At 59.9% G+C, this 25,416-nt stretch carries 19 protein-coding genes and 1 tRNA gene; 14 read left to right on the forward strand and 6 right to left on the reverse strand.

The features are described 5' to 3' along the window. Positions 1-133 precede the first annotated feature (133 nt). The 9 genes from VFU66_RS13900 (at position 134) to VFU66_RS13940 (ending at position 10,839) form a co-directional block, all read left to right on the forward strand. Complete coding sequence (locus tag VFU66_RS13900; RefSeq protein ID WP_326446866.1) at positions 134-1,282, forward strand: NADH-quinone oxidoreductase subunit D; 1,149 nt, start codon at positions 134-136, stop codon at positions 1,280-1,282. A 90-nt stretch (positions 1,283-1,372) separates the two neighbouring features. Beyond that, on the forward strand, positions 1,373-1,933 hold the full coding sequence (locus VFU66_RS13905) for a 4Fe-4S dicluster domain-containing protein (protein ID WP_326446867.1): 561 nt from the start codon (positions 1,373-1,375) through the stop codon (positions 1,931-1,933). Continuing rightward, a complete protein-coding gene (gene nuoH / locus VFU66_RS13910; RefSeq protein WP_326446868.1) occupies positions 1,930-3,129 on the forward strand; it encodes an NADH-quinone oxidoreductase subunit NuoH in 1,200 nt (399 codons plus the stop codon). The genes VFU66_RS13905 and nuoH overlap by 4 nt, the downstream gene beginning before the upstream one ends. Positions 3,130-3,159: 30 nt before the next feature. Beyond that, positions 3,160-3,654 carry an NADH-quinone oxidoreductase subunit J family protein gene (locus VFU66_RS13915; RefSeq protein ID WP_326446869.1) on the forward strand — a complete coding sequence of 165 codons (495 nt, stop codon included), beginning with the start codon at positions 3,160-3,162 and terminating at the stop codon, positions 3,652-3,654. Next, on the forward strand, positions 3,651-3,962 hold the full coding sequence (gene nuoK / locus VFU66_RS13920) for an NADH-quinone oxidoreductase subunit NuoK (protein WP_326446870.1): 312 nt from the start codon (positions 3,651-3,653) through the stop codon (positions 3,960-3,962). The genes VFU66_RS13915 and nuoK overlap by 4 nt, the downstream gene beginning before the upstream one ends. A gap of 294 nt (positions 3,963-4,256) precedes the next feature. Continuing rightward, entirely contained in the window at positions 4,257-6,317 is a 2,061-nt protein-coding gene (nuoL, locus tag VFU66_RS13925) for an NADH-quinone oxidoreductase subunit L (RefSeq protein WP_326446871.1), read from the forward strand. Next, positions 6,314-7,870 (forward strand): complex I subunit 4 family protein, encoded by a 1,557-nt coding sequence (locus VFU66_RS13930; protein ID WP_326446872.1) that lies wholly within the window; start codon positions 6,314-6,316, stop codon positions 7,868-7,870. Before nuoL ends, VFU66_RS13930 begins: the two co-directional genes overlap by 4 nt. 9 nt (positions 7,871-7,879) lie before the next feature. Beyond that, positions 7,880-9,388, forward strand: coding sequence for a complex I subunit 4 family protein (locus tag VFU66_RS13935; protein ID WP_326446873.1), 1,509 nt, complete (start codon positions 7,880-7,882; stop codon positions 9,386-9,388). Beyond that, positions 9,385-10,839 carry an NADH-quinone oxidoreductase subunit N gene (locus tag VFU66_RS13940; RefSeq protein WP_326446874.1) on the forward strand — a complete coding sequence of 485 codons (1,455 nt, stop codon included), beginning with the start codon at positions 9,385-9,387 and terminating at the stop codon, positions 10,837-10,839. Before VFU66_RS13935 ends, VFU66_RS13940 begins: the two co-directional genes overlap by 4 nt. 219 nt (positions 10,840-11,058) lie before the next feature. Here VFU66_RS13940 and VFU66_RS13945 read toward each other — a convergent pair whose 3' ends face one another. The 3 genes from VFU66_RS13945 to VFU66_RS13955 form a co-directional block, all read right to left on the reverse strand. After that, positions 11,059-11,955, reverse strand: coding sequence for a 2-oxoacid:ferredoxin oxidoreductase subunit beta (locus VFU66_RS13945; protein WP_326446875.1), 897 nt, complete (start codon positions 11,953-11,955; stop codon positions 11,059-11,061). 43 nt (positions 11,956-11,998) lie between these two features. After that, positions 11,999-13,777: a 2-oxoacid:acceptor oxidoreductase subunit alpha gene (locus VFU66_RS13950; RefSeq protein ID WP_326446876.1), complete on the reverse strand. Its 1,779-nt coding sequence runs from the start codon at positions 13,775-13,777 to the stop codon at positions 11,999-12,001. A gap of 445 nt (positions 13,778-14,222) precedes the next feature. Beyond that, positions 14,223-15,290 (reverse strand): LacI family DNA-binding transcriptional regulator, encoded by a 1,068-nt coding sequence (locus tag VFU66_RS13955; protein WP_326446877.1) that lies wholly within the window; start codon positions 15,288-15,290, stop codon positions 14,223-14,225. Between the two features lie 435 nt (positions 15,291-15,725). Here VFU66_RS13955 and VFU66_RS13960 point away from each other — a divergent pair, with 435 nt between their 5' ends. Further along, complete coding sequence (locus VFU66_RS13960; RefSeq protein WP_326446878.1) at positions 15,726-19,406, forward strand: carboxypeptidase-like regulatory domain-containing protein; 3,681 nt, start codon at positions 15,726-15,728, stop codon at positions 19,404-19,406. 145 nt (positions 19,407-19,551) lie between these two features. On the opposite strand, the gene VFU66_RS13965 is transcribed toward VFU66_RS13960, so the two are convergent. Beyond that, positions 19,552-19,626 (reverse strand) — tRNA-Val (locus VFU66_RS13965). Between the two features lie 270 nt (positions 19,627-19,896). On the opposite strand from VFU66_RS13965, the gene VFU66_RS13970 reads away from it, so the two are divergent. From VFU66_RS13970 to VFU66_RS13980, 3 genes are read left to right on the forward strand one after another with little or no spacing between them, the layout of a single operon-like run. Next, positions 19,897-20,547 carry an RNA polymerase sigma factor gene (locus VFU66_RS13970; protein WP_326446879.1) on the forward strand — a complete coding sequence of 217 codons (651 nt, stop codon included), beginning with the start codon at positions 19,897-19,899 and terminating at the stop codon, positions 20,545-20,547. A gap of 52 nt (positions 20,548-20,599) precedes the next feature. Continuing rightward, positions 20,600-21,112: an anti-sigma factor gene (locus VFU66_RS13975; protein WP_326446880.1), complete on the forward strand. Its 513-nt coding sequence runs from the start codon at positions 20,600-20,602 to the stop codon at positions 21,110-21,112. 2 nt (positions 21,113-21,114) lie between these two features. Next, positions 21,115-21,915, forward strand: coding sequence for a DUF3106 domain-containing protein (locus tag VFU66_RS13980; RefSeq protein WP_326446881.1), 801 nt, complete (start codon positions 21,115-21,117; stop codon positions 21,913-21,915). A 305-nt stretch (positions 21,916-22,220) separates the two neighbouring features. Here VFU66_RS13980 and VFU66_RS13985 read toward each other — a convergent pair whose 3' ends face one another. Beyond that, on the reverse strand, positions 22,221-23,150 hold the full coding sequence (locus tag VFU66_RS13985; RefSeq protein ID WP_326446882.1) for a proline dehydrogenase family protein: 930 nt from the start codon (positions 23,148-23,150) through the stop codon (positions 22,221-22,223). 91 nt (positions 23,151-23,241) lie between these two features. Beyond that, entirely contained in the window at positions 23,242-24,045 is an 804-nt protein-coding gene (locus VFU66_RS13990; protein WP_326446883.1) for a dolichyl-phosphate beta-glucosyltransferase, read from the reverse strand. Positions 24,046-24,279: 234 nt separating this feature from the next. Here VFU66_RS13990 and sppA point away from each other — a divergent pair, with 234 nt between their 5' ends. Continuing rightward, positions 24,280-25,305, forward strand: coding sequence for a signal peptide peptidase SppA (gene sppA / locus VFU66_RS13995; RefSeq protein ID WP_326446884.1), 1,026 nt, complete (start codon positions 24,280-24,282; stop codon positions 25,303-25,305). Positions 25,306-25,416 lie beyond the last annotated feature (111 nt).

The following is a 25,416-nucleotide window of genomic DNA, read 5'->3' on the forward strand; positions in this document are numbered from 1 at the left end:
ATACGGGGGTCTCTCCACTCCGGCGGCAAAAGCGCCGCCTTCGGTCGAGATGACGTGTATTGAGTCGGCACGGGAGAGGGTCGATGAGGGAGAGATCAGGACGGCAATGTTTTAGCGAACGTAGAGGGCAACGATGACAGCAGCCGCAGCGCAGGAAGTGACGGAGAAGATGACAGCCGGCGACGAGGGTTTGCTGGAGCTTTCGCTGGGGCCGCATCATCCTTCGACGCATGGCGTGTTTCGCATGGACGTGGTGCTAGACGGCGAGCGCGTGGTGAAGCTGAAGCCGGTGTTCGGGTATCTGCATCGGAACCACGAGAAGATTGCTGAGACGGCGTCGTATCTGGGGTCGATGCCGTATACGGACCGGCTGGATTACATCGGCTCGCTAACGAACAACTGGGCATACGCGCTGTCGGTGGAGAAGCTGGCGGGGATTCAGGTGCCGGAGCGCGCCGAGTATATTCGCGTGATTACGGCGGAGCTGACGCGGCTACAGAATCATGCTTCGACGATTGGGTTTTTGTTGCAGGAGATGGGCGCGAGTGGATCTCCGCTGATGTATGGGTTTCGTGAGCGCGAGAAGATTCTGGACCTGTTCGAGGCTCTGACGGGCTCGCGGATGATGTGCAACTACATGCGGTTTGGCGGGTGTCGGTGTGAACTGCCTGCGGGATGGATGGAGCATGCGAAGAAAGTTGTCGCGGAGTTTCCGCGGTTTCTGGATGAGTTTGAAAATCTGTTGACGAGTAATGAGATTCTGCTGGCGCGGACGCAGGGCGTTGGTGTGCTCTCGAAGGAGTTGGCGATTCAGGGCGGAATCACAGGGCCGGTGCTGCGTGCGTGCGGCGTGAACTATGACATTCGCAAGGTGGACAAGTACGGCATCTACGAGCGGTTCAATTTTCGCGTGCCGCTGGGCGAGCACGGCGATGTGTACGACCGGTACATGGTTCGGATGCTGGAGATGCGCGAGTCGGTGAAGATTCTGGAGCAGGCTCTGCGCGATATTCCTGCCGGACCGATTGTGGATGTGAAGACGAAGCTGCGTGGATTCAAGCCGAAGGCAGGGGAGGCGTATGGACGGATTGAGTCAGCCAAGGGTGAGCTGGGATTTTATTTGATCAGTGATGGCGGACCGAATCCGTATCGGTATCGGGTGCGTCCGCCGAGTTTGATCAATCTGACGGTGCTGGAGGACATGTGCATCGGGTACAACATTGCGGACCTGATTGTCATCTTCGGCACCATCGATATTGTGCTGGGCGAGGTTGACCGGTAGACTTCCGGTGCCGGAGATGTGCGCGGTTTCGTGATGTCGAAAAAGTGAGGTAAGGGCTGGATCATGCTGGGTGAAGGCATCGCGAAGGGCTTGGTTGAAACCGCCAGAAACTTCTTCGGCAGCTATGTGAGCCGGGAACGACTGACGACGGTCGAGTATCCCGAAGAGCGCCTGCCGCAGCAGGAGGCGGCGCGGAATTTTCCGTTTCTGGTGTACGACGGCGAGGACTGGAAGGCAGGGTTGCGCTGCGTGGCGTGCCAGATCTGTGAGAAAGAGTGTCCGCCGAAGTGCATTTTTATTGAGAAGAGCAAGGACAAGAAGCCGGATGCGGTGGGCAAGGCGCAGTTTTATCCGACGGTGTTCAACATTGATGTTTCGGTGTGCATGAGCTGCCAGATCTGCGTGGAGGTGTGTCCGTTTGAGGCGATCAAGATGGATACGGACTTTGAGCTGAGCACAGATGATCGCTTCTGCGGGCTGCTGTGGGACAGAGAGCGGCTGGCGCGGTCGAACGAGTACTATCGCACGATTCATCCGACGGAGGCTGCGGAGGTGGATGCGCGGCTGGCGGAGGAGAAGGCGAAGGCAGAGGCGAAAGCGAAGGCGAGCGGCGCGCCAGCGGCTAGTACAGGAGTCGCGCCGACGGCATGACACTGTTCGCATCCAACTCGGCTGTTGAAACGGCGGACCAGTTTTTTGTGTTGGCCGAACGCTGGATTGTTGCGCATGTGCCGGGGACCGCGCGGGCTTTGGTTGCAGATGTGATTTCGGCTGTTGCGTTGCTTGCCGTGTTTGCGTCACTGTTTGCCATGACGACTGTGCTTGAGCGGAAGGGGTTGGGGCGGATACAGAATCGGTATGGTCCGAACCGCGTGGGACCTTTTGGGATTCTCCAGCCGCTCGCTGATGGAATCAAGTCGCTGACGAAGGAGGACATCGTTCCGCTGGCTGCGGACCGATGGGTCCACTACTTCGCTCCGCTGGTGCTGGTAGTTGCTGCGTTTTCGATGTATGCGGTACTGCCGATTGGGCGGAACATGGTGCTGGCAAATATGGACGCGGGCGTGCTTTTCTTCTTCGCCGTCAGCTCGGTGATGGAGGTTTCGATCTTCATGGCGGGGTGGTCGAGCAAGAACAAGTACTCGCTACTGGGGGCAATGCGCGCGATTGCGCAGATGATCAGCTATGAGGTGACGCTGATTCTTGCGGCGGTGACGGTGGTGATGGCTGCGGGCTCGCTCTCGACGGTGACGATTGTCGAAAAGCAGGCTGGATATACGGGGATTCTGCCGCACTGGTTTGTGCTGACGCCGTGGGGGTTCGCGGGGTTCGTGCTGTTTATGATTGCGGCGACGGCTGAAGCGAACCGCTCGCCGTTCGATCTGCCGGAAGGCGAGTCGGAGATTATTGCGGGCTACTTTACTGAGTACTCAGGCTTCAAGTTCGCACTGTTTTTTCTGGGCGAGTATATCGGCATGTTCGCCATGAGTGGGTTGGGGATCACGCTGTTTCTGGGCGGATGGACTGCGCCGCTTTCGTTCCTGACGTGGGTGCCCTCGTATCTGTGGTTCTTTGCGAAGCTGCTGTTTCTGATTGCGATGTTCATCTGGATTCGCGGCACGCTGCCTCGGCTGCGCATGGATCAACTGATGAACTTTGCATGGAAGTTCCTGCTGCCGCTGGCGCTGATTGATCTTGTGGCCGCCGGGCTGTGGCGCTTTTTGCCGAACGAAGCGGTGCGGTGGATTGTGTGTTCTGTATTGGTGGTTGGGTCGTATGTTTTGCTGGGTCGTGGACTGGCCCGGGGATGGAAGCTGGAAAAGAGAGTGTATCGTTTTGCCGAGTAGGCTGTAGATGATGACGTGAAAGGACTGCCTTTGCTGTTTACGATCTTCGCCATAGTGACGGTAGCAGGAGCGACGGCGGTCATCTGCCTTCGCAACCTGGTCCATTCCGTCCTGGCGCTGATTGTGACCTTTGCCGGATTGGCGGTGGTGTATCTGCTGCTCGGCGCGCAGTTCGTCGGGTTCGCGCAGGTGCTTGTCTACATCGGCGCGGTGGCGATTCTTATCGTCTTCGCCATTCTGCTGACGCGGAACACTGGCGCTGATGTACGCGTTTCCATCGACGACTCGTGGGTGTGGAGCGGCGTGGTTGTAGCAGGCGTCTTCGCTGTGCTGGCATGGGCGATTTACCACAGCAGCGTCTCCCACAGTGCAACCCTGGCGCAGCCTGCAACTACGACGCAGCAGATTGGCAATGCGTTGATGCAACAGTACGCGCTGCCGCTTGAAGTGATTGGACTGCTGCTGACTGCCGCATTGATTGGCGCGGTCACGATTGCACTGCGCGAGCAGAAGGAGGCGCGATGACTCCGCTGACGGCTTGCCTGCTGCTTTCAGCGATTCTCTTCGCTATTGGACTGACAGGTGCGCTTGTGCGCCGAAACTCCATCCTTGTGCTGATCGGGATTGAGTTGATGCTGAATGCGGCCAACCTGAACTTCATTGCGTTCTGGCGTTATGGGCCGCATCCGGAGGCGCTGACTGGGATGATGTTTGCAGTCTTTTCGATTGCGGTTGCAGCGGCGGAGGCTGCGGTTGGGCTTGCCCTGATTATTTCGCTTTATCGACATCTTAAAAGTGCCAATATTGACGAGGTGACGTCGATGAGCGGATAGATGGTCTGCAAATCCCTCAGGGGCTAAAGTTGCTTCTGAAAAAGTGCGTTCGGTAGTGCGTGGAGAAAGGCCCGGGGCTAAAGCCCTTTGTATTTGCTGGCTCTTTCGTGGGGCTGAAGCCCCACGCTCATCTCCAAAAGCAACTACAACTACTTTTCAGCATCCTCTAGAGCTTCCCTGCTCTTCTGCAATGTATGGCTGGCTGAAGTCACGCCCCTTCAACGCGGGACTGGCTGCAAGTCTGCCCTGACTGAACTTCAACGATGTTTGGCGTTCCTCTTTTCTGAAGACGACATGGCGTGGATTGTTCGACATCTCTGGCTGATTCCTGTGCTGCCTGCGCTTGCGGCGGGCCTGACTGCGCTTGCCAAACAGCGTAGCCGCAGGTTCGCGGCGACGCTGGCGATTGGCACGATGTCGTTGTCGCTTTTGCTCTCCGTGTGCGCGTTTGTCCATGTGCTTCGCGGCGGCAGCACGTCGCCGGAGATCGTTAACTTCCGGTGGCTCCAGTATGGCGATACGTGGCTGAGGCTTGGGTGGATGCTCAACCCGCTGACCGCCGTGATGCTGATGATGGTTTCGCTTGTCTCACTGATGGTGTTCGTCTACAGCGTGGGATACATGGCGCATGACAACAATTTCACGCGCTTCTTCTGTTTCCTTTCGCTGTTTGCGGCGGCGATGCTGGGCCTGGTGATCGCCAACAGCCTGCTGCTGTTGTTTATGTGCTGGGAATTGGTTGGGTTGACCTCGTACCTGCTGATCGGCTTCTGGTATCACAAGCCTGCCGCTGCGGCGGCGGCGAAAAAAGCGTTCATCACGACGCGCATCGGCGACCTTGCGTTTCTTATCGGCATGGTTTGGCTGTATTCGCAGGCGGGGACGCTGCTGTTTTACAACCATGGCGCAGGATGCATGGAGGGCTCCGCGCTGCTGCATCTGGCGGCGCAGACAACTTCTGTGGGCATGGCGGTCTCAACGGGCATTGCGCTGCTGATCTTCGCGGGCGCAATGGGTAAGTCTGGCCAGGTGCCGCTGCACGTCTGGCTGCCCGATGCGATGGAAGGTCCGACGCCGGTGAGTGCGCTGATTCACGCCGCGACGATGGTGGCGGCGGGCGTGTTTCTGGTGGCGCGCGTCTTTCCGCTGATGTCGGTTCATGCTGGTCTTGCGATTTCGGCGACTACTGCTTTGCAGGCGGTGACGTGGATTGGCGCAATCACCGCTGTCTTCGCCGCGCTGATTGCCGTGGCGCAGGATGACATCAAGCGCATCCTTGCCTACTCGACGATCTCGCAGCTTGGCTACATGATGCTTGGGCTGGGCGTGGGTGGGGTGGCGGTGGGAATGTTTCACCTCATCACGCATGCATTTTTCAAGTCGCTGCTCTTCCTAGGCGCGGGTTCGGTGATTCATGGATGCCACGAGGAGCAGGATATTCGTCGCATGGGCGGGCTGCGGAAGCTGATGCCGATTACGTTCGCTACGTATGGCATCGGCATGCTGGCGCTGTGCGGGTTTCCACTCTTCTCCGGATTCTGGAGCAAGGACGCGATTCTGCATGCGGCAAGCGGCTGGGGCATTTCGCGCACACCGTTTTATCTTGGAGCGTTTGGCGCGCTGCTGACGGCGTTCTATATGACGCGGCAGGTGTGCTACGTGTTCTTCGGCGAATCGAGATTGGCTGCGAGCGAACACCAAGGGCATGGCGCTCCGCAGACTCCGCACGAAAGTCCTTCGGTGATGACGGCGCCGCTGACGCTGTTGGCGGTGTTTGCACTTCTTCTTGGCCTGCTCGGCACACCGGCATGGCCGTGGTTTGATGCGTTCCTGAGTGGAGTGCCGGCGAGCTTCAGCTTCGCGGGATTTCTGGAACACGGAGTACTGCCTGTGATGCTGTCTTCGACGGTCATTGTCTTCGCGGGGCTTGGCGTGGGGTGGTGGCTCTACGGACACAGGCCCGCGCCAAACGCGGACGCGCCGGATGTGCTCGAGACGATGCAGCCTCAGGCTTTCCATCTATTACGGCGCAAGTTTTTTGTGGACGAGTTGTACCAGGCTACGTTTATTCGCTGGAATACATGGTTCGCGCGCGTGAGCAACTGGCTTGATCGATGGATCTGGGGCGGCGCGGTCTGGATAACATCGCATGTGGTGCTTGGGCTTTCCTGGCTGGCTCGCTCCACAGACACACACGTGGTGAACACAGGCTTTGATGAGGGCTGCCAGACGGTAAGCTCCGGCGGCAGGCTGCTGTCGCGGGTACAGAATGGCAGTGCGCAGAGTTATCTGCGCCTGCTTGGGGCGGCGTTTGCGCTGCTGGTTCTTTTTCTGCTCTGGAGCGGCGTGCGATGAATCTGCTTCCGCCTATTTCTCTACTGACAGTGGTGCCTCTGGTGGGCGCTCTTGCGGTGTTGACGCTCGGCAGAAGGGACTCCAGGATGGCGCGCACGCTGGCATTTGCGTTTGCGTTCCTTGCGCTTGCGGTGGTTGTGGTTTTGTGGCACTGGTTCAACCCCACAGCGGGAGGGCTTCAGTTCGAGGAGGTTCATGCGTGGATTCCGGCCCTCGGGGTGGAGTATCACGTGGGCATCGATGGGCTGGGGCTGCTGATGTTGCTGCTTTCGGCCATCGTCGTGCCGATGGCGATGGCTGCATCGTCGCGGATTGTGGAGCGGGTGCCGCTCTACTTCTCGCTGATGTTGATGCTGGAGGCCGGATTGTTCGGCACCTTCACCGCGCTCAACTTTTTTCATTGGTTTCTCTTTTGGGAGTTGAGTCTGATCCCGGCGTTTTTTCTGATACGGCTCTGGGGCGGGGTGCAACGTGCTGCGGCTGCGACTCAGTTTTTTATTTATACGATGGTAGGGAGCGTCGCGCTGCTATTGGCGTTTCTCGCACTCTTTCTGTGCACGGGCAAGTTCGACTTTATGGATCTGGCTACGCTGGCGCAGAGCGGGCAACTGCTTTCGTCGCTCGCGTCCGGCTTTGCCTTGCATAGTCTGACTGCTGGAAAGGTTGGGTTGCTGCTGTGCTTTGGCGCGTTTCTGGGATTTGCGGTGAAGGTTCCTCTGATTCCTTTTCACACGTGGCTGCCGAATGCGTATGCAGAGGCTCCAGCGGGCGTGACGATGCTGCTGACGGGCACGATGTCGAAGATGGGGGTATATGGGTTTCTCCGCATCTTGCTTCCGATTTTTTATGCGCAACTGCGTGAGGTGAGGACGGGGCTGCTGTGGCTTGCGGTCGCGACGATTGTGCTTTCTGCGTATGCGGCGTTGGCGCAGAAAGATCTGAAACGCATCTTTGCCTACTCGTCGATCAATCACCTGGGCTACTGTATGCTCGGCATCTTTTCGGTGTTGAAGTGGACGGGCGACAATCCTGCGCTCGGGGTGGAGAAAGCTGCCGCGTTGAATGGCGTGTTTTTGCAGATGTTTAACCACGGGCTGACCGCAGCAACGCTGTTCTGGTTTGTGGCGCTGCTGGAGAAGCGCAGCGGCGGGCTACGCGGGCTCGACGATTTCGGCGGACTGCGCAAGGTTGCGCCTGTGTTTTGCGGCATGATGGGGATTGCGCTCTTCTCGTCGCTTGGGCTGCCGGGACTGAATGAATTTGTCGGCGAGTTTCTCATCTTTAAGGGTACGTTCCCGCTGGCAAGCTGGCCGACATCAGTTTCGACTCTTGGGCTGCTGCTGACAGCGATCTTTATTCTGACGATTCTGCAGCGTGTTTTTTCGGGGCCTCTCAATAGTAAGTGGGCCGGGATGCACGACCTTACTTTGTCGGAGCGGATCGCGCTGGCTCCGCCGCTTGTGCTGATGTTTGTGCTGGGCGTCTATCCCCAGCTTGTGCTTGGATTCACCAACAGTACCGTGATGCAGCTTGTGCGACATCTGAGGTTTTGAACGGCAACGATGCTGGCCTGGACTATTTACATCTCGTTTGGCGGCGCGCTGCTGCTGATGCTTCTACCGAAGGGCAGCGTGCGTGCGCCACGCATCATCGCTCTGCTGGCGGCCTTGGCGGGACTGGCCATCGCCGTTGCGGAGTTTGTGAAGCGGCCTTCCGGTGAGCTCGTAACAGTCGTTCAGGTTTCGTGGATGCGTTCGCTTGGACTGGAATATCACCTGGCTGCGGATGGCATCAGCCTGACGCTCGTTCTGCTGACAGGCATTGTGGCGGTAGCGGGTGTGCTCTTTTCGTGGAACATCGAACGGCGAGCGAATGAGTTCTTTGCTTTCTATCTGGCGCTGATTGGCGGCGTGTATGGCGTGTTTTTGAGCTTCGATCTGCTGCTGCTGTTTGTGTTCTATGAGATCGCCATCGTACCGAAATATTTTTTAATTGCTATCTGGGGCTCGACGCGGCGTGAGTATGCGGCGATGAAGCTGGCTCTTTACTCGTTTGTGGGCAGCGCGATGGTGCTGATTGGGCTGATCGCGGCTTACGTTGTGGCTGGCGCGAGAACCATGGACCTGGTGCAGCTCTCGCAGTTCCCTTTCCCGGTTCACTTTCAGATGTGGGCGTTTCCGCTGGTGTTTGTGGGCTTTGGTATTCTCGCGGGCCTGTGGCCGTTTCATACGTGGGCGCCTACGGGACACGTTGCAGCGCCGACTGCCGCTTCGATGCTGCTGGCGGGTGTGGTGATGAAGCTGGGGGCCTACGGCTGTCTGCGAGTGGCGATGATGCTGTTTCCGCGTGGGCTCGATCCGTGGGGATTTCATGTGCTTGGGTTTGGCTCATGGCGTGAGGTGTTCGCCCTGCTCGCACTGATCGGCATCGTGTACGGCGCGATGGTGGCGCTGGTGCAGAAGGACTTCAAGTTTGTGGTTGGATATTCGAGCGTGAGCCACATGGGGTTTGTGCTGCTCGGGTTAATGACGTTGCAGCAGATTGGTCTGGACGGGGCGGTGTTGCAGATGTTCTCGCACGGTGTGCTGGCCGGGCTGCTGTTTGCCGTCGTTGGGCGGATGGTGTACGACCGCACACATACGCGAGATCTTGCTGCGCTCTCGAAGATGCATCTGGGCAAGGTGCTGCCGTTTGCCGCGGCTACCTTCGTTCTTGCAGGCATGGCTTCGATTGGGCTTCCGGGCTTCAGCGGATTTGTGGCCGAGCTACAGGTTCTTATCGGAACGTGGCGCGCGTTTCCGTGGTTTGTCGTCATTGCTGGCGTGGGCATTGTCATTGGCATTGCCTATACCTGGCGGGCGATGCAGATGGCGTTCTTTGGCGCTCCTTCTAACAGTTCTGTCGGCGCGGCTACCTATCCCGCTATCTCCATTCCTGAGCGCATCGGTGCAGTGCTTCTGCTTGGCGCGAGTATCGCAGTCGGGCTTTATCCGCAACTGCTTTTGCGTGTCATCATTCCGGCGCTGCACTCGCCGATGTTTGACGGGCTGTGGAAAGGCGGCGTGCGATGACCGCAAGCTACATGGAGATGTGGCGGCTTGTTGCGCCGGAGGTGATCGTCGTCATCACCGCACTGTGCGTGCTTTCTGTTGACCTCGCATGGCTGCGTGATGCGGAGCCTCGTTTGCGCAGTACGGTTGCCACGCTGCTTTCGGTTGCCGGTTGTGCTGTGGCGATTGGCTGGATACTCCGCGCGCCGCTGACTGCGAGCTTCGGCGACGGAGTGCTTGTGCTTAGTTCGGTAGCGCAGCATGTGCAGATTGTGCTGCTGGTGTTGACGATGCTGACTGTGCTGCTCGCTTCGGGCGCCAGCTTCACGCGACATATCAGTGAATATCTTGCTCTGATGCTGATGGCGACTGTGGGCATGATGCTGCTGGTGAGCACGCAGAATCTGCTGCTCATCTTTCTTTCGCTTGAGTTGCTGAGCCTTTCGCTCTACGTGCTTGCTGCATTTGACAAACGCAGTGCGCGGTCAGCGGAGGCGGCGCTGAAGTACTTTTTATTTGGCGCAATTTCGGCGGCGTTTCTGCTGTTTGGGTTCAGCCTGCTTTATGGCTTGTCCAACTCGACCAACCTCAGCACGATTGCGAGCACGCTGCAGAGCGCGCCGCTCGATCCGCTGCTGCTGGTGGCGATTGTAATGATGCTGGTTGGGCTTGGCTTCAAAGTGGCCGCAGCGCCCTTTCACTTCTGGGCTCCGGATGTGTATGAGGGCGCACCTGCGTCGAGTGCGGCGTTGATTGCATCAGGATCGAAGGTTGCGGGGTTCTTCATTCTGTATCAGGTGTTGGTGCTTGGTCTGGCCGGTGCGGAAGGAAGCAGCGCGTGGCATGGATATGCCGCCGGGTGGATGCCGGTGGTTGCGATGGTTGCGGCACTCTCGATGGTGCTGGGCAACCTTGTCGCGATTACGCAGACGAGTGTTCGGCGGCTGCTGGCCTACTCGGCGATTGGACATGCAGGGTATATGCTGCTGGCCATTCTTGCGCATACGAATCAAAGCTTTTCGGCGCTGCTCTACTACGCGATCACGTATGCGCTGACGGTGCTTGGGGCCTTTGGCGTGGTGGCAGTGGTCGAGCACGAGGCTGGCGGCGATACCCTGGCGCATTTTGCGGGACTGAGTCGGCGCGCACCGCTGGTTTCGCTTTGCATGTTGGTGTTCATGTTGTCGCTGGCGGGGATTCCGCCGTTGGCTGGGTTCTTCGGCAAGTTCTATGTGTTCGCTTCGGCGCTGAACGCTGATCACGGGCTGCTATGGCTGGTGGTGCTGGCGATTGCGATGAGCGCGGTGTCGCTCTACTACTACCTGAAGGTTTTGAAGAGTATTTATGTCGGCGAGCCTGCGGATGAGGCTTTGGTGAGCGTGCCGGTGGTTCAGCAGGTGGTACTGGGCCTGATTGCGTTGGGTGTGGTGGTGCTTGGGTGTGTGCCGAGCTTGTTGTTGCATTGGTTGTAGCGCAGCCTTCTATACGTCGGGCCTTCAGCCCTCGGTCTTTTCCGGGTCATGGTACCCGGGGCTACGCCCCAGGCTGGCATTGGTCGCGCCTTTGGCTCTGAAGAACTAACCTGACGCGAAGAGCCGTGCGGCTCCGAGCGAAATGCGGGCATTCTTCGCTACGCTCAGAATGACAAGCGTTCCGGAAGCCTCAATCGATCAGGAGTTGCCGTAACGGCCCTACATCAGTTCGTCGACGAATGATTTGGCTACCTCGGCGGGCAGGCGGGTTTCCTGGTGGACGAGTGGGCCGGCTTTGAGGACTGGCTCGGCGTCGTTGAGCGAGGGCAGATCGGTGCGCTCGAAGAATTTTCCGATGGGGATTTCGTCGCCCCACATGAGCGACTTCTCCATGGCCGCGGTCCAGTCGGTGGGATCGTACTCGGGGTTGTCTTCGAGACGTTTGACGCGCGGACGGAACCACTGGAAGGTGTTGTCGTGGTTGTAGGTGACGCAGGGGCTGAAGACATCGATGAAGGAGAAGCCCTTGTGCTCGATGCCGCGCTTGATGAGTTCGGTGAGGTGCTTCTGGTCGCCGCTGAAGCCGCGCGCGACGTAGGTGGCGCCGGCGGAGAGTGCGAGTGAGACGGGGTTGAGCGGCGATTCGATGTTGCCGTAAGGCATACTCTTGGTCTTCATGCCGAGGCGGCTGGTGGGCGAGGTCTGGCCGGTGGTGAGGCCGTAGATCTGGTTGTCCATGACGATGTAGAGCAGGTCGATGTTGCGGCGCATGGCGTGGACGAAGTGACCGCAGCCGATGCCGAAGCCGTCGCCGTCGCCGCCGGTGACGAGCACGGTCATGGCGTGGTTTGCCATCTTCATGCCGGTGGCGACCGGGATGGAGCGGCCGTGCAACGTATGCATTCCGTAGGTGTCGATAAAGCCCGGGAAGTTGGACGAGCAGCCGATGCCGCTGATGGTGGCGACCTGGTGTTTGGGAATTTGCAACTCGACCAGCGCCTTCTGCACGGCGGCGAGCACACCGTAGTCGCCGCAGCCGGGGCACCAGTCGGGATCGACCTTGCCCTTGAGGTCCGCCATCACCATTGCTTTGGGAGTCACGACTTCTGTTGCCATGTTCAGCTTCTCCTTGGTTCGGATTCGGGTTCGCCTCTGGTGGTTAGACGTTGATCTCGTGTGATGGTACGGAGAGCGTGGTGCGGCCCGCCAACTGCTCCTTCACGGCTTCGACGATGTGGTGCGGCAGGAAAGGCTCGCCGTCGTACTTGCGGATGTGCCCGTCGGCGACAAAGCTGGTCTCGCTGCGCAGGTAGCGGGCGAACTGGCCGCTGAAGTTGTTTTCGACGATGATGGTGTGCCTGGCGCCTTTGAGCAGGCTGAGGATGGCGTCGCCATGCAGCGGGACGAGCCAGCGGATCGGTAGATGGTTGACGGAGATACCGGCCTCGCGCAGCAGCTCGCAGGCTTCGTCGATGACGCCGTAGGTGGAGCCCCAGCCGATGAGTGTGACGTCGGCGTTGGCCGGGCCGAGCAAGGTGGGCGGCGGGACGGCGCGGGCGATGCCGTCCATCTTGCGCATCCGCTTTTCCATCATGGCGCGGCGCTTGACGGTGTTGGTGTACTCGTCGCTGATGAGGACGCCGTCTTCGTCGTGCTCGTCGCTCGATACGACGTGGGTGTGACCGGGGACGCCGGGGATGACGCGCGGGGAGACGCCGCTCTCAGTGATCTTGTAACGTTTGTACGGCTCGTGGTCGGCGGTGCCGTTGGAGGTGATGAGTTCGCCGCGATCGACGTGCGGGTAGAAGTCAAGTTCCCTGGGATCGACGCTGAGGCGACCTTCGGAGAGAAGCAGGTCGCAGAGCACGATGCCCGGGCACTGGAATTTGTCGGTGACGTTAAAGATCTCGGGCATCAGCTTGAAACAGTCGGCGATGTCGAGCGGGGCGGCGATGACGCGAGGATAGTCGCCGAAGGCCGCGCCGAGCATCTGCCAGAGGTCGCCCTGCTCGGTTTTGGTGGGGACGCCGGTGGATGGGCCTGCGCGCTGGCAGTCGATGACGACGACAGGAATCTCTGCCTGTGCGGAGAGGCCGAGGCCTTCGCTCATCAGCGCAAAACCTCCGCCTGAGGTCGCGCACATGGCGCGGACTCCTGCGTGGGCCGCGCCGATGGCCATATTAATGACGCCGATTTCGTCTTCGACCTGGCGCACCATGATGTTGGCCTTGCGTGCATGTTCGGCCATCCAGTGCAGGACGCCGGTGGAGGGGCTCATGGGATAGGCGCAGTAGAATTTGACGCCTGCTGCGGCTCCTCCCATCGCCATGGCCGCGTTGCCGCTGAGGACCGCGTAGCGGGTGTTGGTCATGGGCAGCGGCCACGCGAAGGGTTTAAAGTGCTGGCTGGCGTAGTCGTAGCCCGCGTGGGCGATGCTGACGTTTTCGTCGATGACTTCCTGGCCCTTTTTGCGGAACTGCTCGGCAAGCACTTCTTCGAGCGAGGCGAAGCCAATGCCCATCATGCTGAGGCCCGCGCCGATGGCCAGGGTGTTTTGCGCTACCTTATTGCGGCTGATGTCGGCGAGAGTCGAGACGGGGATGGGGCAGAGCTGAACACCCTCGGCTGGAGTGCCGGGCTTGATGGACTCCGCGTTGTACAGGCACGCGCCGCCCGCGGAGAGAAGATGCAGATGGCGGTCCATCGTGTCCTGATTGAGCGGGATAAGCAGATCAAGCTTGCCGTCGGTGGTCGGGATTTTATCGGGTCCGGTACGGACGGTGAGGAAGGTGTGGCCGCCGCGGATGATGGACTGATAGGCGTTGTAGGCGTTGAGATGCAACCCGCGACGGCTGAATATCTTCGCAAAAATATCGCCTGGCGTGGCCACCCCCTGGCCTGCCGCGCCTCCGATACCGACACTAAAGGATTGCCTCATGGACGTCTCCCCAAACTGGCCCTTGGGTTTCAACGCCTCGGCACCAGCAAAATATCGAGCCACCGGATTTTACGGCGCGTGCGCGCGAGAGGCAAGCGAATGTTATGCGTGGAGACGGCGGCGCGGAGAAATCAGCAGTTAGCGCATTTATTCTGTGGTCCGGGTGAAGTTCGGGCACATGAGAGATGTCCGGAGATGTGGTCGAGCGAGAGAAAGATACAGGGACCTCTCCACTACGACGGCAAAAAGCGCCGCCTCCGGCGGAGATGATGTTTGTTATCGGGCAGCAATCCTGGTGTCCTGAGTCCGAAGTTGTTTCCTTCAGCAGAGACTTCGAACCGCAGGTCCTTCGACTGCGTTTGCCGAAGAAACCGGCAAACTCCGCTCAGGATGACAAGGTTATTAATGTTGTGAACTTCAGACTCGGGGCACTGGCAGTGGACAGTTACTGCCGTGCGGTGATCTTCGGAGGGGCCTGACAGCCGCAGGAGCGCCGGATCACGAGTTCGGTGGGCAGGACGATACGCGAGCCTGCTCCGTTTAGGCCGTTTCCATTGGTGCCTGCGGAGCGGGCATGGATGAGATTCAGCAGCAGGCGGGTGCCGCTGCGGCCAATCTCAGCAGCAGGCTGACGGACTGCGGTCAGCGGAACTGCGAGCAGTGCGGCGAGATCGAAATCGTCGAAGCCGACGAGGGCGATCTGCTCGGGTACACGGATGTTTTCGCGTTGTAAAAGATGGAGCAGGTGCGCGGTGGTCACGTTATTGAGGCTGAATAACGCCGAGGGAGCTTCGGCCGAGCGCAGGCGCTTGAGCACCATGCGCGGAACTTCCGCCTCGTCGTGGGCGAGCAGGATCTGCGGCTTCAGCCCCGCGTCCGCAATGGCTTTGCGATAGCCTTCGATGCGCTGCGCGATGGAGTTGAATTGGCTATCGTAGCCGATGCACACGATGTTTCGATGGCCGTGCAGGATGAGGTGATCGACGGCCTTCTGCGCGCCCTCGGCGTTCTCGACCATGACTTCACCGGCGTGGAGCCCGGGAATGGTGCGGTCGAGCGTGACGACGGGCACGCCTTTGGCCTGCATTTCTTCAAGCTGCTGGGCGGAGTCGAGCCGCGAGGGGAAGATGAGCACGCCGGTTGCGGCATTTCTTGACCGGAGCAGCGCCAGTGCCCTGTCTTCGGCGTCCACGTCGGCCTCGCAGGTCAGCAGCAGGGTCGCGTAGCCGTGCTTGAGGGCCATCTGCTGCGCAGCGTGGGCGCAGGCGGAGTAGAACGGATCGGCCAGGTTGGGGACGATGAGCCCAATCGTCCGCGGCGCCTGCCCACGCAGGATGCGCGCGGCCTCGTTGGGATGGTAGCCGAGCTTCTGGATGGCACTGAGCACGCGCTTTTCTGCGTCGGCGCTGACGTACTTTCCGCCGTTCAGGACGCGGGAGACCGTCATGCTGCCAACGCCGGATTCCCGGGCTACATCGGCGATGGTGGGGTCCTTCTTCTTCTTTTGCGGCATGGGTCGCCTACTGGGCATTGGAATCAGGCAAGGAGCAATCGGTGGTGGCGCAGGTATGGATGGTTCATGATAGCGATACCAAGGCAGTTTCTGCAACCGGGCCACAATGCCGACGGGCTGCCATGCGGTAATGCACTGTACTAAACCGATTGACGCCAAAGGGATTTATTGTTTTTTAAAAAATAATCGTTGACACTCGGGGTTCCACAGGCTATAAGAGTCGAGTCCCGCATTTCTCCTATTAAAACGATTTTCATAGGCATTTCCCAACCACAGAGAAGAACAGAGTGCTTGTAACCGCGTTCATTTTTTCGGTAACTGACGCCATATATGTTTACGTTACCAGTTACAAGCCGGCAAATGCCTGAAAACGATGGAAAACCAACGAGGAAGACGGGCGCAAGCAGGTTGCATTGTCATTTCAAGGAGGCTTATATGAAACGATCTCTACCATCTCTGTGGACCTCGGGAAGGATGGCGTGGGCGCTTGTTGCGACCCTCGTGCTGTCTGTCCTGTGTCTAGCCCCGGGGACGCTATTTGGACAGTCCAGCAGTGGAACCGTCTCGGGTATCGTCGCCGACTCGACCGGAGCCGTGGTTCCAAACGCGAGTGTCGTGCTTCAGAACACCGACACGCGCGACACCCGGGTCACTGCCTCGAACGGCAGCGGCTCCTTTACGTTCGCCGCCGTTCCTCCGGGCGATTACCGGGTTACAGTGAAGGCCCCGGGCTTCGAGACTTTTGTCGCGACCGACATCATCATGCACCTGGGCGAAAATCACAATCTGCCGCACATCTCGCTGAAGGTCGCGGCCTCGACGGCTGACGTTGAGGTGGTCTCCTCGCAGGCGGGATTGATTCCTCTGGACTCCGGCGCGAGCACGACGACCATCGGCAGCAAGCTGGTCGAGAACCTCTCCATTCAGGGGCGCGACGCCGCAGAGCTGGTGAAGTTCATGCCGGGCATGGGCATGAATAACGGTCTGAGTCAGCAGCAGTTCCAGAGCCAGACGACCGCCACCAACAGCGGTCCGATCGGTCAGTACTCCGCCAACGGCACCCAGCCCTACGGCAGTATGCAGATGACGCTCGACGGCGCAAGCCTCGTTGACGTGGGCAACCAAGGCACGCAGATCGCCAACGTGAACCAGGACACCACCGCTGAGTTCACCTACCTGAACGCAGCCTTCGGCGCAGATACTCCGCGCGGCCCCACCATCATCCAGATCACCAGCAAGGCGGGCGGCCAGCAGTTCCACGGCGACGCCTACACTTACTGGCGCAACTGGAGGCTCAACTCCAACGAGTCGTACTTCAAGGCGACCTCCAACGGGGTGAACACGCGTCCCAAAGACAATCAGGTCTATCCCGGCGGCACCATCGGCGGCCCGGTCATCATCCCGGGAACCAACTTCAATCGCAACCGCGACAAGCTCTTCTTCTTTGCCGGCTACGAGAAGATGATGCAGAAACCGTTCCCGACGCTGCACCAGTTGGTGACGCCCACACAGGACATGATCAACGGCAACTTCAGCGCGGCTTCGCTGTCCGGAATGCCTTCCTGGTGGCCGACTGCGCAGGTTCCCTGCGCGAACGCGCCCAACTGGACTAGCTTCTGCCCCAGCGGCGGCCCTAATCCCTACCCCGGCGGACAGATCTCGCCCTCGCAGATGGATCCCAACGGGCTGGCGCTGCTGAAATATTTGAACAAGGTGAACGCACCGAACGTCGATCCGGCTACGCATAATGGGTATAACTTCCAGTTCCTCGACGGCACCCCGGTCAACCGCTGGGAGTTGCGCCTGCGCGGCGACTACAACCCCACTCAGAAGGACAAGGTCTCGGTTGTCTACACCAAGCAGAATGAAGCGGACATCAACAACTTCGGCATCTGGTGGGACCCGGGCTTTGCTTCGCCGCTTCCCTCACAGATGAACGCCTCGACCAAGGCCAATCTCTGGACGGCAAACTACGTTCACATCTTTGGCCCGTCGGCGACGAACGAGTTCAGCTTCGCCCGCACCTACTTCACGTTCCCACCTTCGTTCACCAATCCTTCGGCAATGACGGCAGCGACGGCGGGCTATACCACCTATGCTCCGTTTGATGTGTCCGGAGTCAACTCGTTCGACCAGCTTCCCAACCTGATTAGCTGGGGTTGCAACACAGGCAATTCGACCGGCTGCTTCCCCGGGCTGTATGCGCCGCCGAGCATTAAGGCCTTCGGCAACGCCTACGGCAACATCAAGAAGATCTGGGCGTTCCAGGACAACTTCACCAAGCTGCTCGGCCGCCACAGCCTGAAGGCGGGCTTCTTCTGGGATGAGAACTTCCAGACCCAGACCACCGGCTACGGCAACTGGACGCAGGGCGCGCTCGACTTCGACAACTGGACCCAATACACCACAAACAACCCACTGGCCGACATGCTGGTCGGACACACGGGCGGCATCACGCAGTACTCTTCAGCACCTGTGCACGATATGGCCTTCCACGAGTATGCGTTCTACGCGCAGGACCAGTGGCACGCCACGCGCAGACTCACCCTCAACTACGGCGTGCGGTTCGACCACGAGGGCGACTGGTATCCGACGCACGGACCCGGTCTCGCCGTGTTCGATCCTTCCGCCTACGACAACACCGCCAACGCTCCGACGTGGACGGGCATGAAGTGGCACCAGAACGACAGCAAAATCCCGCAGTCGGGCTTTACGTCGAAGATGTTCTATCCCGATGTTCGTTTCGGCGGCGCCTACGATATGTACGGCGACGGCAGTCTGGTCCTTCGCGGCGGTTTTGGCATCTATCGCTGGCAGTTCTCCGAAGGCGACGTGGACTCGGCGCTGAACCCGGCGCTGAATGTGCAGAGCATCGGAACGCCTGCGACGACGTCGTATGCGGAACTGGCGACCTTTGCACCATCGGCTGGTTCCTGGTGCGCGACCCAATCCACTTGCCCCAGCGGCGTGGATGTCCTCAAGATGGGCGATGACAAGTCGCCGATCACAATGAACTGGAACTTCATGATCGACAAGGCGCTGCCCGGCCGACTCATGTTCGAGACCCAGTACATCGGCAACCATACCGACAATGCGCTGTTGACCGGCAACGGCACCACGCCGAGCTTCTACGCCAACATCAACAAGATCCCGATTGGCGGTCTGTACGGCACCAACTCGATCACGGGAATCAATTACTGGCAACAATCCTGCGCCAAGGGCACCTGCGCGACCCCGTCCAGCGCGGACTACGCGGGCTACCGGCCTTACGTCAACTACGGCGTGCTGAATCTGGTCCAGCACGGCAGCTACTCGAACTACCACGGCCTGGTCGTCGCGCTCCAGAAGCAGACCGGCAAGGCCACCTTCCTGGTCAACTACACCTTCAGCAAGGTGATGGGTATCCGCGACGGACAGACGAACAACGGCGGCGGCGACGGCGCTTCGGTCGATGCCTTTGTATTGCGGAACAACTATGGTCCGCTGGCTTACGACCATACCCACATCTTCAACGCAACCTACTACGTCCAGCTTCCCGGACTGCACGGGACAAACCGCCTCGTGCGGGGCCTGGTCAACGGATGGCAGTCGTCCGGCGACATGCAGCTACAGAGTGGCGCACCGTTGCAGGCCAATACGGGCGGCGCCCTGAACGCGCAGTGGACCGGCGTCAGCAACACGTACTTGCTGGGAACCGACTCGATTCAACTGATGCCGTATCTCAGCTGCGATCCGCGCACGGGTACCGGTGGAGGCAAGTACTTCAACACCTCCTGCTTCCAGACGCCCAGCGTGCTCGGCAAGAATGGTCCGTCGGTCTGGCCGTACATCCACAGCCCGGCGTACTTCAACACGGACATCGGCGTCTTCAAGACCTTCAAGGTCAGGGAGAGCCAGAATGTTCAGTTCCGCGCCTCGGCCTTCAACTTCCTCAACCATCCTCTGCCGGAGTTTGGCAACCACACCGACGTCAACCTCCAGATGAGTTGCAACCAGGGCACAAGCACCGCCGGTTGTAGCGAAGGCGGAGTTAATACCAACGCCAATACCAATGGCAAGGCGTACTACTCGAGGGGGCGTCGCGTCGTTGAGCTTGCCTTCAAATACAACTTCTAACGAGTAACTTAACCTGTAGTAGCCGAACGCCCCATCCACACGGATGGGGCGTTCGGCTTTAACGAAGCTCCAGCCGACTGCTCCAAAGCAGAGAACGTCCGGCAAGGATCGGGCCTGGAGAAAGCGGCTAAATTATTGATTTTGTTGGTGGGCACAGCAGGATTCGAACCTACGACTTCCACCGTGTGAAGGTGGCACTCTACCGCTGAGTTATGCGCCCGGGCCGTTTCGGCGTGGGGAGGTGACAGCTCAAGAATACCATCGACCGGGGGTTCGGAGCCAGGTGCCAGCGGCGCAACCGGATGGCGGTGGTTTTGGGCTGGAAACCGACTACTCGGCGGTACAATAAGCGAGCGCAATGCCCGTTCCTCCCTCACAATCCGGCAGTTCCCGGTCGTTTCAGGAGTCGTCACGGGACGGCATGGACCATCCTTCACCGGAATTTACCTCGGACGCGCAACCCGCAGACGAAGACGGGGTTATGGATGGTATGGCTACTCTGGCTCTCAGTCCGGGACTACTCGACGGCCACCAGACGGCGCAACGTCAACATTTGGCAGGAGATTTCGGTCAGATGGACGATGCCGCCATCATGCTGGAGCTTCGCGCCGGGAATATGGCCGGCTTTGATTTTCTGATCCAGAAGTACCGCAAGTCGATGGTGCGGTTCATGTACCGGATGGTGCATAACCAGGCCGTGGCCGAAGAGTTGGCGCAGGAGGTCTTTCTGCGCGTATACCGCTCGCGGGAGACGTACCGGGCCGAGGCGCGGTTCAGTACGTGGCTGTACCGCATCGCCACCAACCTGGGTGTGAATTATGCACGCGATACACGGCACGAGCGCACCGCCTCGACCGTCTACCTGGACGAGAGTGATCCGGAGACGGGAACCACGCCCGATGTTGCTGACGCGGAGCCGGGAGCAGAGGCGAAGCTGCTGCGCAGGGAGCGGATGGAGGCCATCAAGCAACACGTAATGGCACTGCCGGAGCGTCAGCGCATGGCCGTGCTGATGCACAAGTATGAAGGGATGGACTACAAGCAGATCGGCGATGTGCTGAAGCTGAGCGAGTCCGCGACGAAGTCTTTGTTGTTCCGCGCGTACCAGACGCTGCGTGAAAAGTTGAAGGATTTTATTTAGCGACAGGCGCGCGGACATAAAGACGCGCCGAGAATAGTGGAAAGGAATCGATATGATCTGCCAAGACTGCAAATCCGCACTTCCAGACCTGCTGCTGGATCCGGCGGCCGCCGCCAACCGTGCCGCACGCGAGCACATGGAATCGTGCGCTCAGTGCCGCGAGGAGTTCCGCGAGCTGGAGGCAACCTTTGCTCTGCTCGATGCATGGCAGGCCCCGGAGCCTTCGCCCTACTTTGACCAGAAGCTGGCCGTGCAGCTGCGTGAGGCCGCGGCCGAACCTCCGGCAGGGTGGTTTGAGCGCGTGAAGACACGGCTGATGTTCAATACCGGCCGCCAGTTCCGTCCGGCGATGGCAGGCGCTCTGGCGCTGGTGCTGCTGGTGGGCGGCGGCACGTTTGCCGATCTTTCTCTGGGACACCATCAGGCAACGCCGCAGGTCTCGGCTACTGTGAACGACCTACGCATTATTGACACGAATGACCAGGCGCTGCAGACGATGGACATGCTGCTGCAAGACGACGGCAGCACCAACAACACGACCACGGCCATGCCGCCACGAAGTTAAACGTGCGGATTTTTCGCGGAAAGGGGGCAGAACACGGTAATCTCACTGGTGCGGCGCAACGCTGCTCCCGGGCGAGTATCTATCTGGCCCTTCCTACTAACACCATGATGCTTTCGGCCACAATTCGCAGACTGTTGCTGCCCGCGCTTGCCGTGATCGTGGCGTGTTGCGGTACGTCCCCGGTCTGGGGACAGCGGTCGTTCCGCGTTGCCGGGCAGGCGCGGGGAGGCGAACATCAGGCCGCGCCGCGCCAACAAGCCCCACGGCAGCCGGAGATGCGATCCGCGCCGGCCATGCGGCCGCAGCAGGCTATGCGGCCCGGTCAGGGACAGCGGCGCAATCAGGAGCATCTGGAGCAATGGATGCAGCAGCACAGCAACATGTCGCTGGCCGACCAGCAGAAGGCACTGGACAAGGAGCCGGGCTTTCGTAACCTGCCGCCCGACGTGCAGCAACGGTTCCACAACCGGCTTGCCCAACTGAACAGCATGCCTCCGGCGCAGCGACAGCGATGGCTGGAGCATACCGAGGCGATGGAGCGGCTTACCCCGCCGGAACGCAAGCAGGTGCGCGGAGCATTACAACAGCTCGGCTCTCTGCCCGATGATCGCCGAAGGCTTGTAGCGCGGGCCTTCCGCGATCTGCGTGAGATGCCGCCCGAGCAGCGGCAGACGATACTGAACTCGGACCGGTTCCGCGGACAGTTCTCTGACCAGGAGCGTTCGACCCTTTCGAACCTGCTTCGGGTAGAACCGTATATTCCCGCCGATCGCCCAAACGAAAACCAGCAGCAAGGCAAGTAATCCTGCGAACTTTTTCCCAAACGAGAGATAGCCGCCCGAAGGCGGCTATTTTTTATTGCGGAGGGGAGATGGGGCTACGGAAACAGGACACCGTTTGCTGATGGGCGCCGGGAAACGTCTCTGAACGTCTTGCGATCAAGCCAATCGGAATAGGCGAGGTGGGTCGCAACGATCAATCCATTCCAGTGCATTTCCTGAACGGTCTCCTCCTTCCGTAGTGCTAGCCATTCTGCACGGAACCGCGCAGAGAGCAAATACAACTTTCGGAGAGCGTACCTTCTCATTAACATCGCAGCGGAACGGCTTCAGTTGCGAAAGAAGTTTTTGAGCAGGAAAAAGACGTTCGCCGGGCGCTCGGCTAACCTGCGCATGAAGTAGGGATACCACTCCGGGCCGAAGGGAACGTAGACGCGGACGCCGAATCCTTCGTCGGCGAGCCGTCGTTGCAGGTCGCGCCGGATGCCGTAGAGCATCTGGAACTCGAACGCACTTTTCGGCACGTTGTTGTCGCGGACGAACGTGCGCATGGCTTCAACGATGGTCTCGTCGTGCGTGGCGATGCCGCAGAATACGCCCTTGCCGTTCGCGGTGAACGTCACCATGCGCTTCATCAGCTTGATGTAGTTGGCATCGACGTCGGCCTTTGCGGCGAAGGCGACCTCGGGGCCCTCCTTATACGCTCCCTTGCAGAGCCGGATGCGGATTCCCTGCCCCAGCAGGCGCTCGGCGTCGGCTTCAGTGCGGTAGAGATATGCCTGGAGCACGGTGCCGACCGCTCCGGGAAAACGCGCGGCCAGCCGCTCGGTGATGGCGATGGTGGCCTCGGTATAGGGCGAGCCCTCCATGTCGATGCGCACGAAGGAGCCGGTTCGCGCGGCGTGTTCGACCATCTCGCCTACGATGCGCTCGGCCAGGGCCGGGTCGAAGTCCATGCCGACCTGCGAGAGCTTGACGCTGACGTTGGCGTTGAGCCCGCGCTGCTGTATCAGGTCGAGCAGTTGATGGTAGACGGCGGCGGACGCCTGGGCTTCGGCGGCGGTGGTCACGCTCTCGCCCAGCGAGTCGAGCGTGACGGCAATGCCTTCGTGGTTGACGCGCTCGGAGGCATGGGCGGCATCCTCAATCGTCATGCCTGCGACGAAGCGGCTGGAAAGCTGGCGGCCTGCGGAGGAACGCTCGGAGAACGCGCGGAGTCTTTTATTTTGAGAGAGAGCGATGAATGCGGACCGAAGCAAGTACCGTTACCCCTGTGTTCACGGTATTGTGCCACGGGGGATACACGACCGGCGAGAGGGTCGCGAAAAGTTGAGGGGGGCGGAGGATTGATTAGCGTACGCGGGCGCGAACGTGGCCCACCGGCGGCGTGACCATCGAGCTGGTGTCCTTGAGCGCGGCGATAGCTTCGTCGTAGCGGCCGCGCACGGAGTTTGAGCGAATGCGGGCCATGTCTTCGAGCATCTTCATGCCGTCCTTCAGGTAACTGATGCGGCTGCGCTCGTCATGTCCCCAGGTGACGGGGACCTCGCGGATGACGTACTTTAGCTTGCGCGCGATGAAGAGAATCTCCGGATCGAAGCCCCATCGCTCAATGGTCTGGAGCCGGAAGATGATCTGCGCGGCAGGCCGCTTGAATGCCTTGAAGCCGCACTGCGTGTCTTTGAACGGCAGGCCCATCACCGTGCGAGTGATCCAGTTGAAGCAGCGTCCGAAAAATTGGCGGTAGAGCGGCTGGTGGATGGTCTGGCGTGCGCGGTCGAGCCAGCGTGAACCGATGGCCACGTCGGCTCCTTCGGCAAGCGCGGCGAGCAGGCGGTTGGCCTCCTCCATCGGGGCGGAGAGGTCCGCATCGGTGAACATCACAACGTCGCCCGCAGCCTGCAGCAGGCCGTTGCGAACCGAGTAACCTTTACCCTTGTTGCCGGGATTCTGGATGAGATGCAGGCGCGGATGGTCGTGCATCCACCGTTGCACAATGGCTGCCGTGTCATCCTTCGATCCGTCATCGACGACGAGCACCTCGGCGTCCCAGTTTTGCTCATCCACGCAGGAGAGTACGCGCTCCAGTGCGTCTTCAATGCGGGCGCTCTCGTTATAAGCCGGGATCACGATGCTGAGTTGAGGATGCGCCATACTGGGTTCCTGACCTTCTCCGAGACACGCCCGGGATGCCTGATACAAAGCGAGAACTTTGGGGAGAGGTCCTTTGCGAAATTGATTGTACTGTAACTATTAGACGGCACGACAGCTTTTTCAGTTTCAATTTAACCGCTTTACAACGAGGTCTTCGGGGCCAGACGTTGCCGGGTTGCCCGCTGGTGCACTGGCTCTGTCCGGCCGGCCCCGCTCCCTGCTACACTCCACAACATGCCGGAAGACTACGCACCGCCTCCGCCTACGCCTACACCGCCTCCACCGCCTCCCTACACCCGGAACTATGGTGCGCCGGCGCCGCCTTATGGCGTGGGCGCGCCGTATGGAGCTCCGCCGAGACGGCGCTCGGCATGGTTCTACATCGGCATCATCGGCGGCTGCATGGTTGCGGTCTTTCTGCTGTTCACGAGCATGGTCTGGTACACGGCGCGCTCGTTCAACGGGAGCTCGGGGGGACTTGATTTTGGCAAGCGCATCGCGGTGATCGACATCTCCGGCGTCATCCTCTCGCCCGATGCCGTGGACACGCAGCTTCGCCGGTTCGGCGATGACGACTCGGTGAAGGCCATTATCCTGCACATCAACTCGCCCGGCGGCGGAGCGGCTGCCTCGCAGGAGATCTACCACGAGGTGTTGCGCGTGCGGATGACCAAGCACAAGAAGGTTGTCGCGTCGGTCGAGTCCGTGGGAGCTTCGGGCGCCTACTATATTGCCTCGGCCTGCGACAAAATTTACGCCAATGACGCTTCAGTCGTCGGCTCCATCGGCGTCATTATGGAGTGGACCAACTATGGCGACCTGCTGAAATGGGCGAAGCTGAAGAACATCACCATCTCGCGCGGCGACCTGAAGGACGCCGGCGACCCCAGCCGCGACCTCACACCGCAGGAGCAGGCCTACTTCCAGTCGCTGGTCGATAACATGTACGGACAGTTTATCCACGATGTGGCCGTGGGCCGCCACACCACCGAAGACAAGATCAGGCCGCTCGCCACCGGGCAGGTCTGGACCGGCGAGCAGGCATTGCCGCTGGGCCTGATCGACCAGGTTGGGGGCTACCGTACGGCGCTGCTGGATACGGCGCGCGAGGTGGGCATCTCGGGGGAACCAACGATTGTTCGCCCGCCCAGCAACAAGCGCGGGCTGCTCTCGCTGCTGACAGATGATGGGGAAGACCTTTTTCCGAATCCCAGCAAGCTTCTGGACCGCTCCCCCGGTTTCTACTTTATGTGGAAGTAAGCGACGGCCTTTGAGGCTTTACGGCCTCTATCCGTCGTCTTTTCAATCGTTGGCGGGAGATTTTCTCAACTTTTTTGCTTCACCGGCGTGACGCAGGAGCTTTGGCGCGCA

Origin of the sequence: Edaphobacter sp., assembly GCF_035763405.1 — a bacterium.
Lineage (GTDB): Bacteria > Acidobacteriota > Terriglobia > Terriglobales > Acidobacteriaceae > Edaphobacter.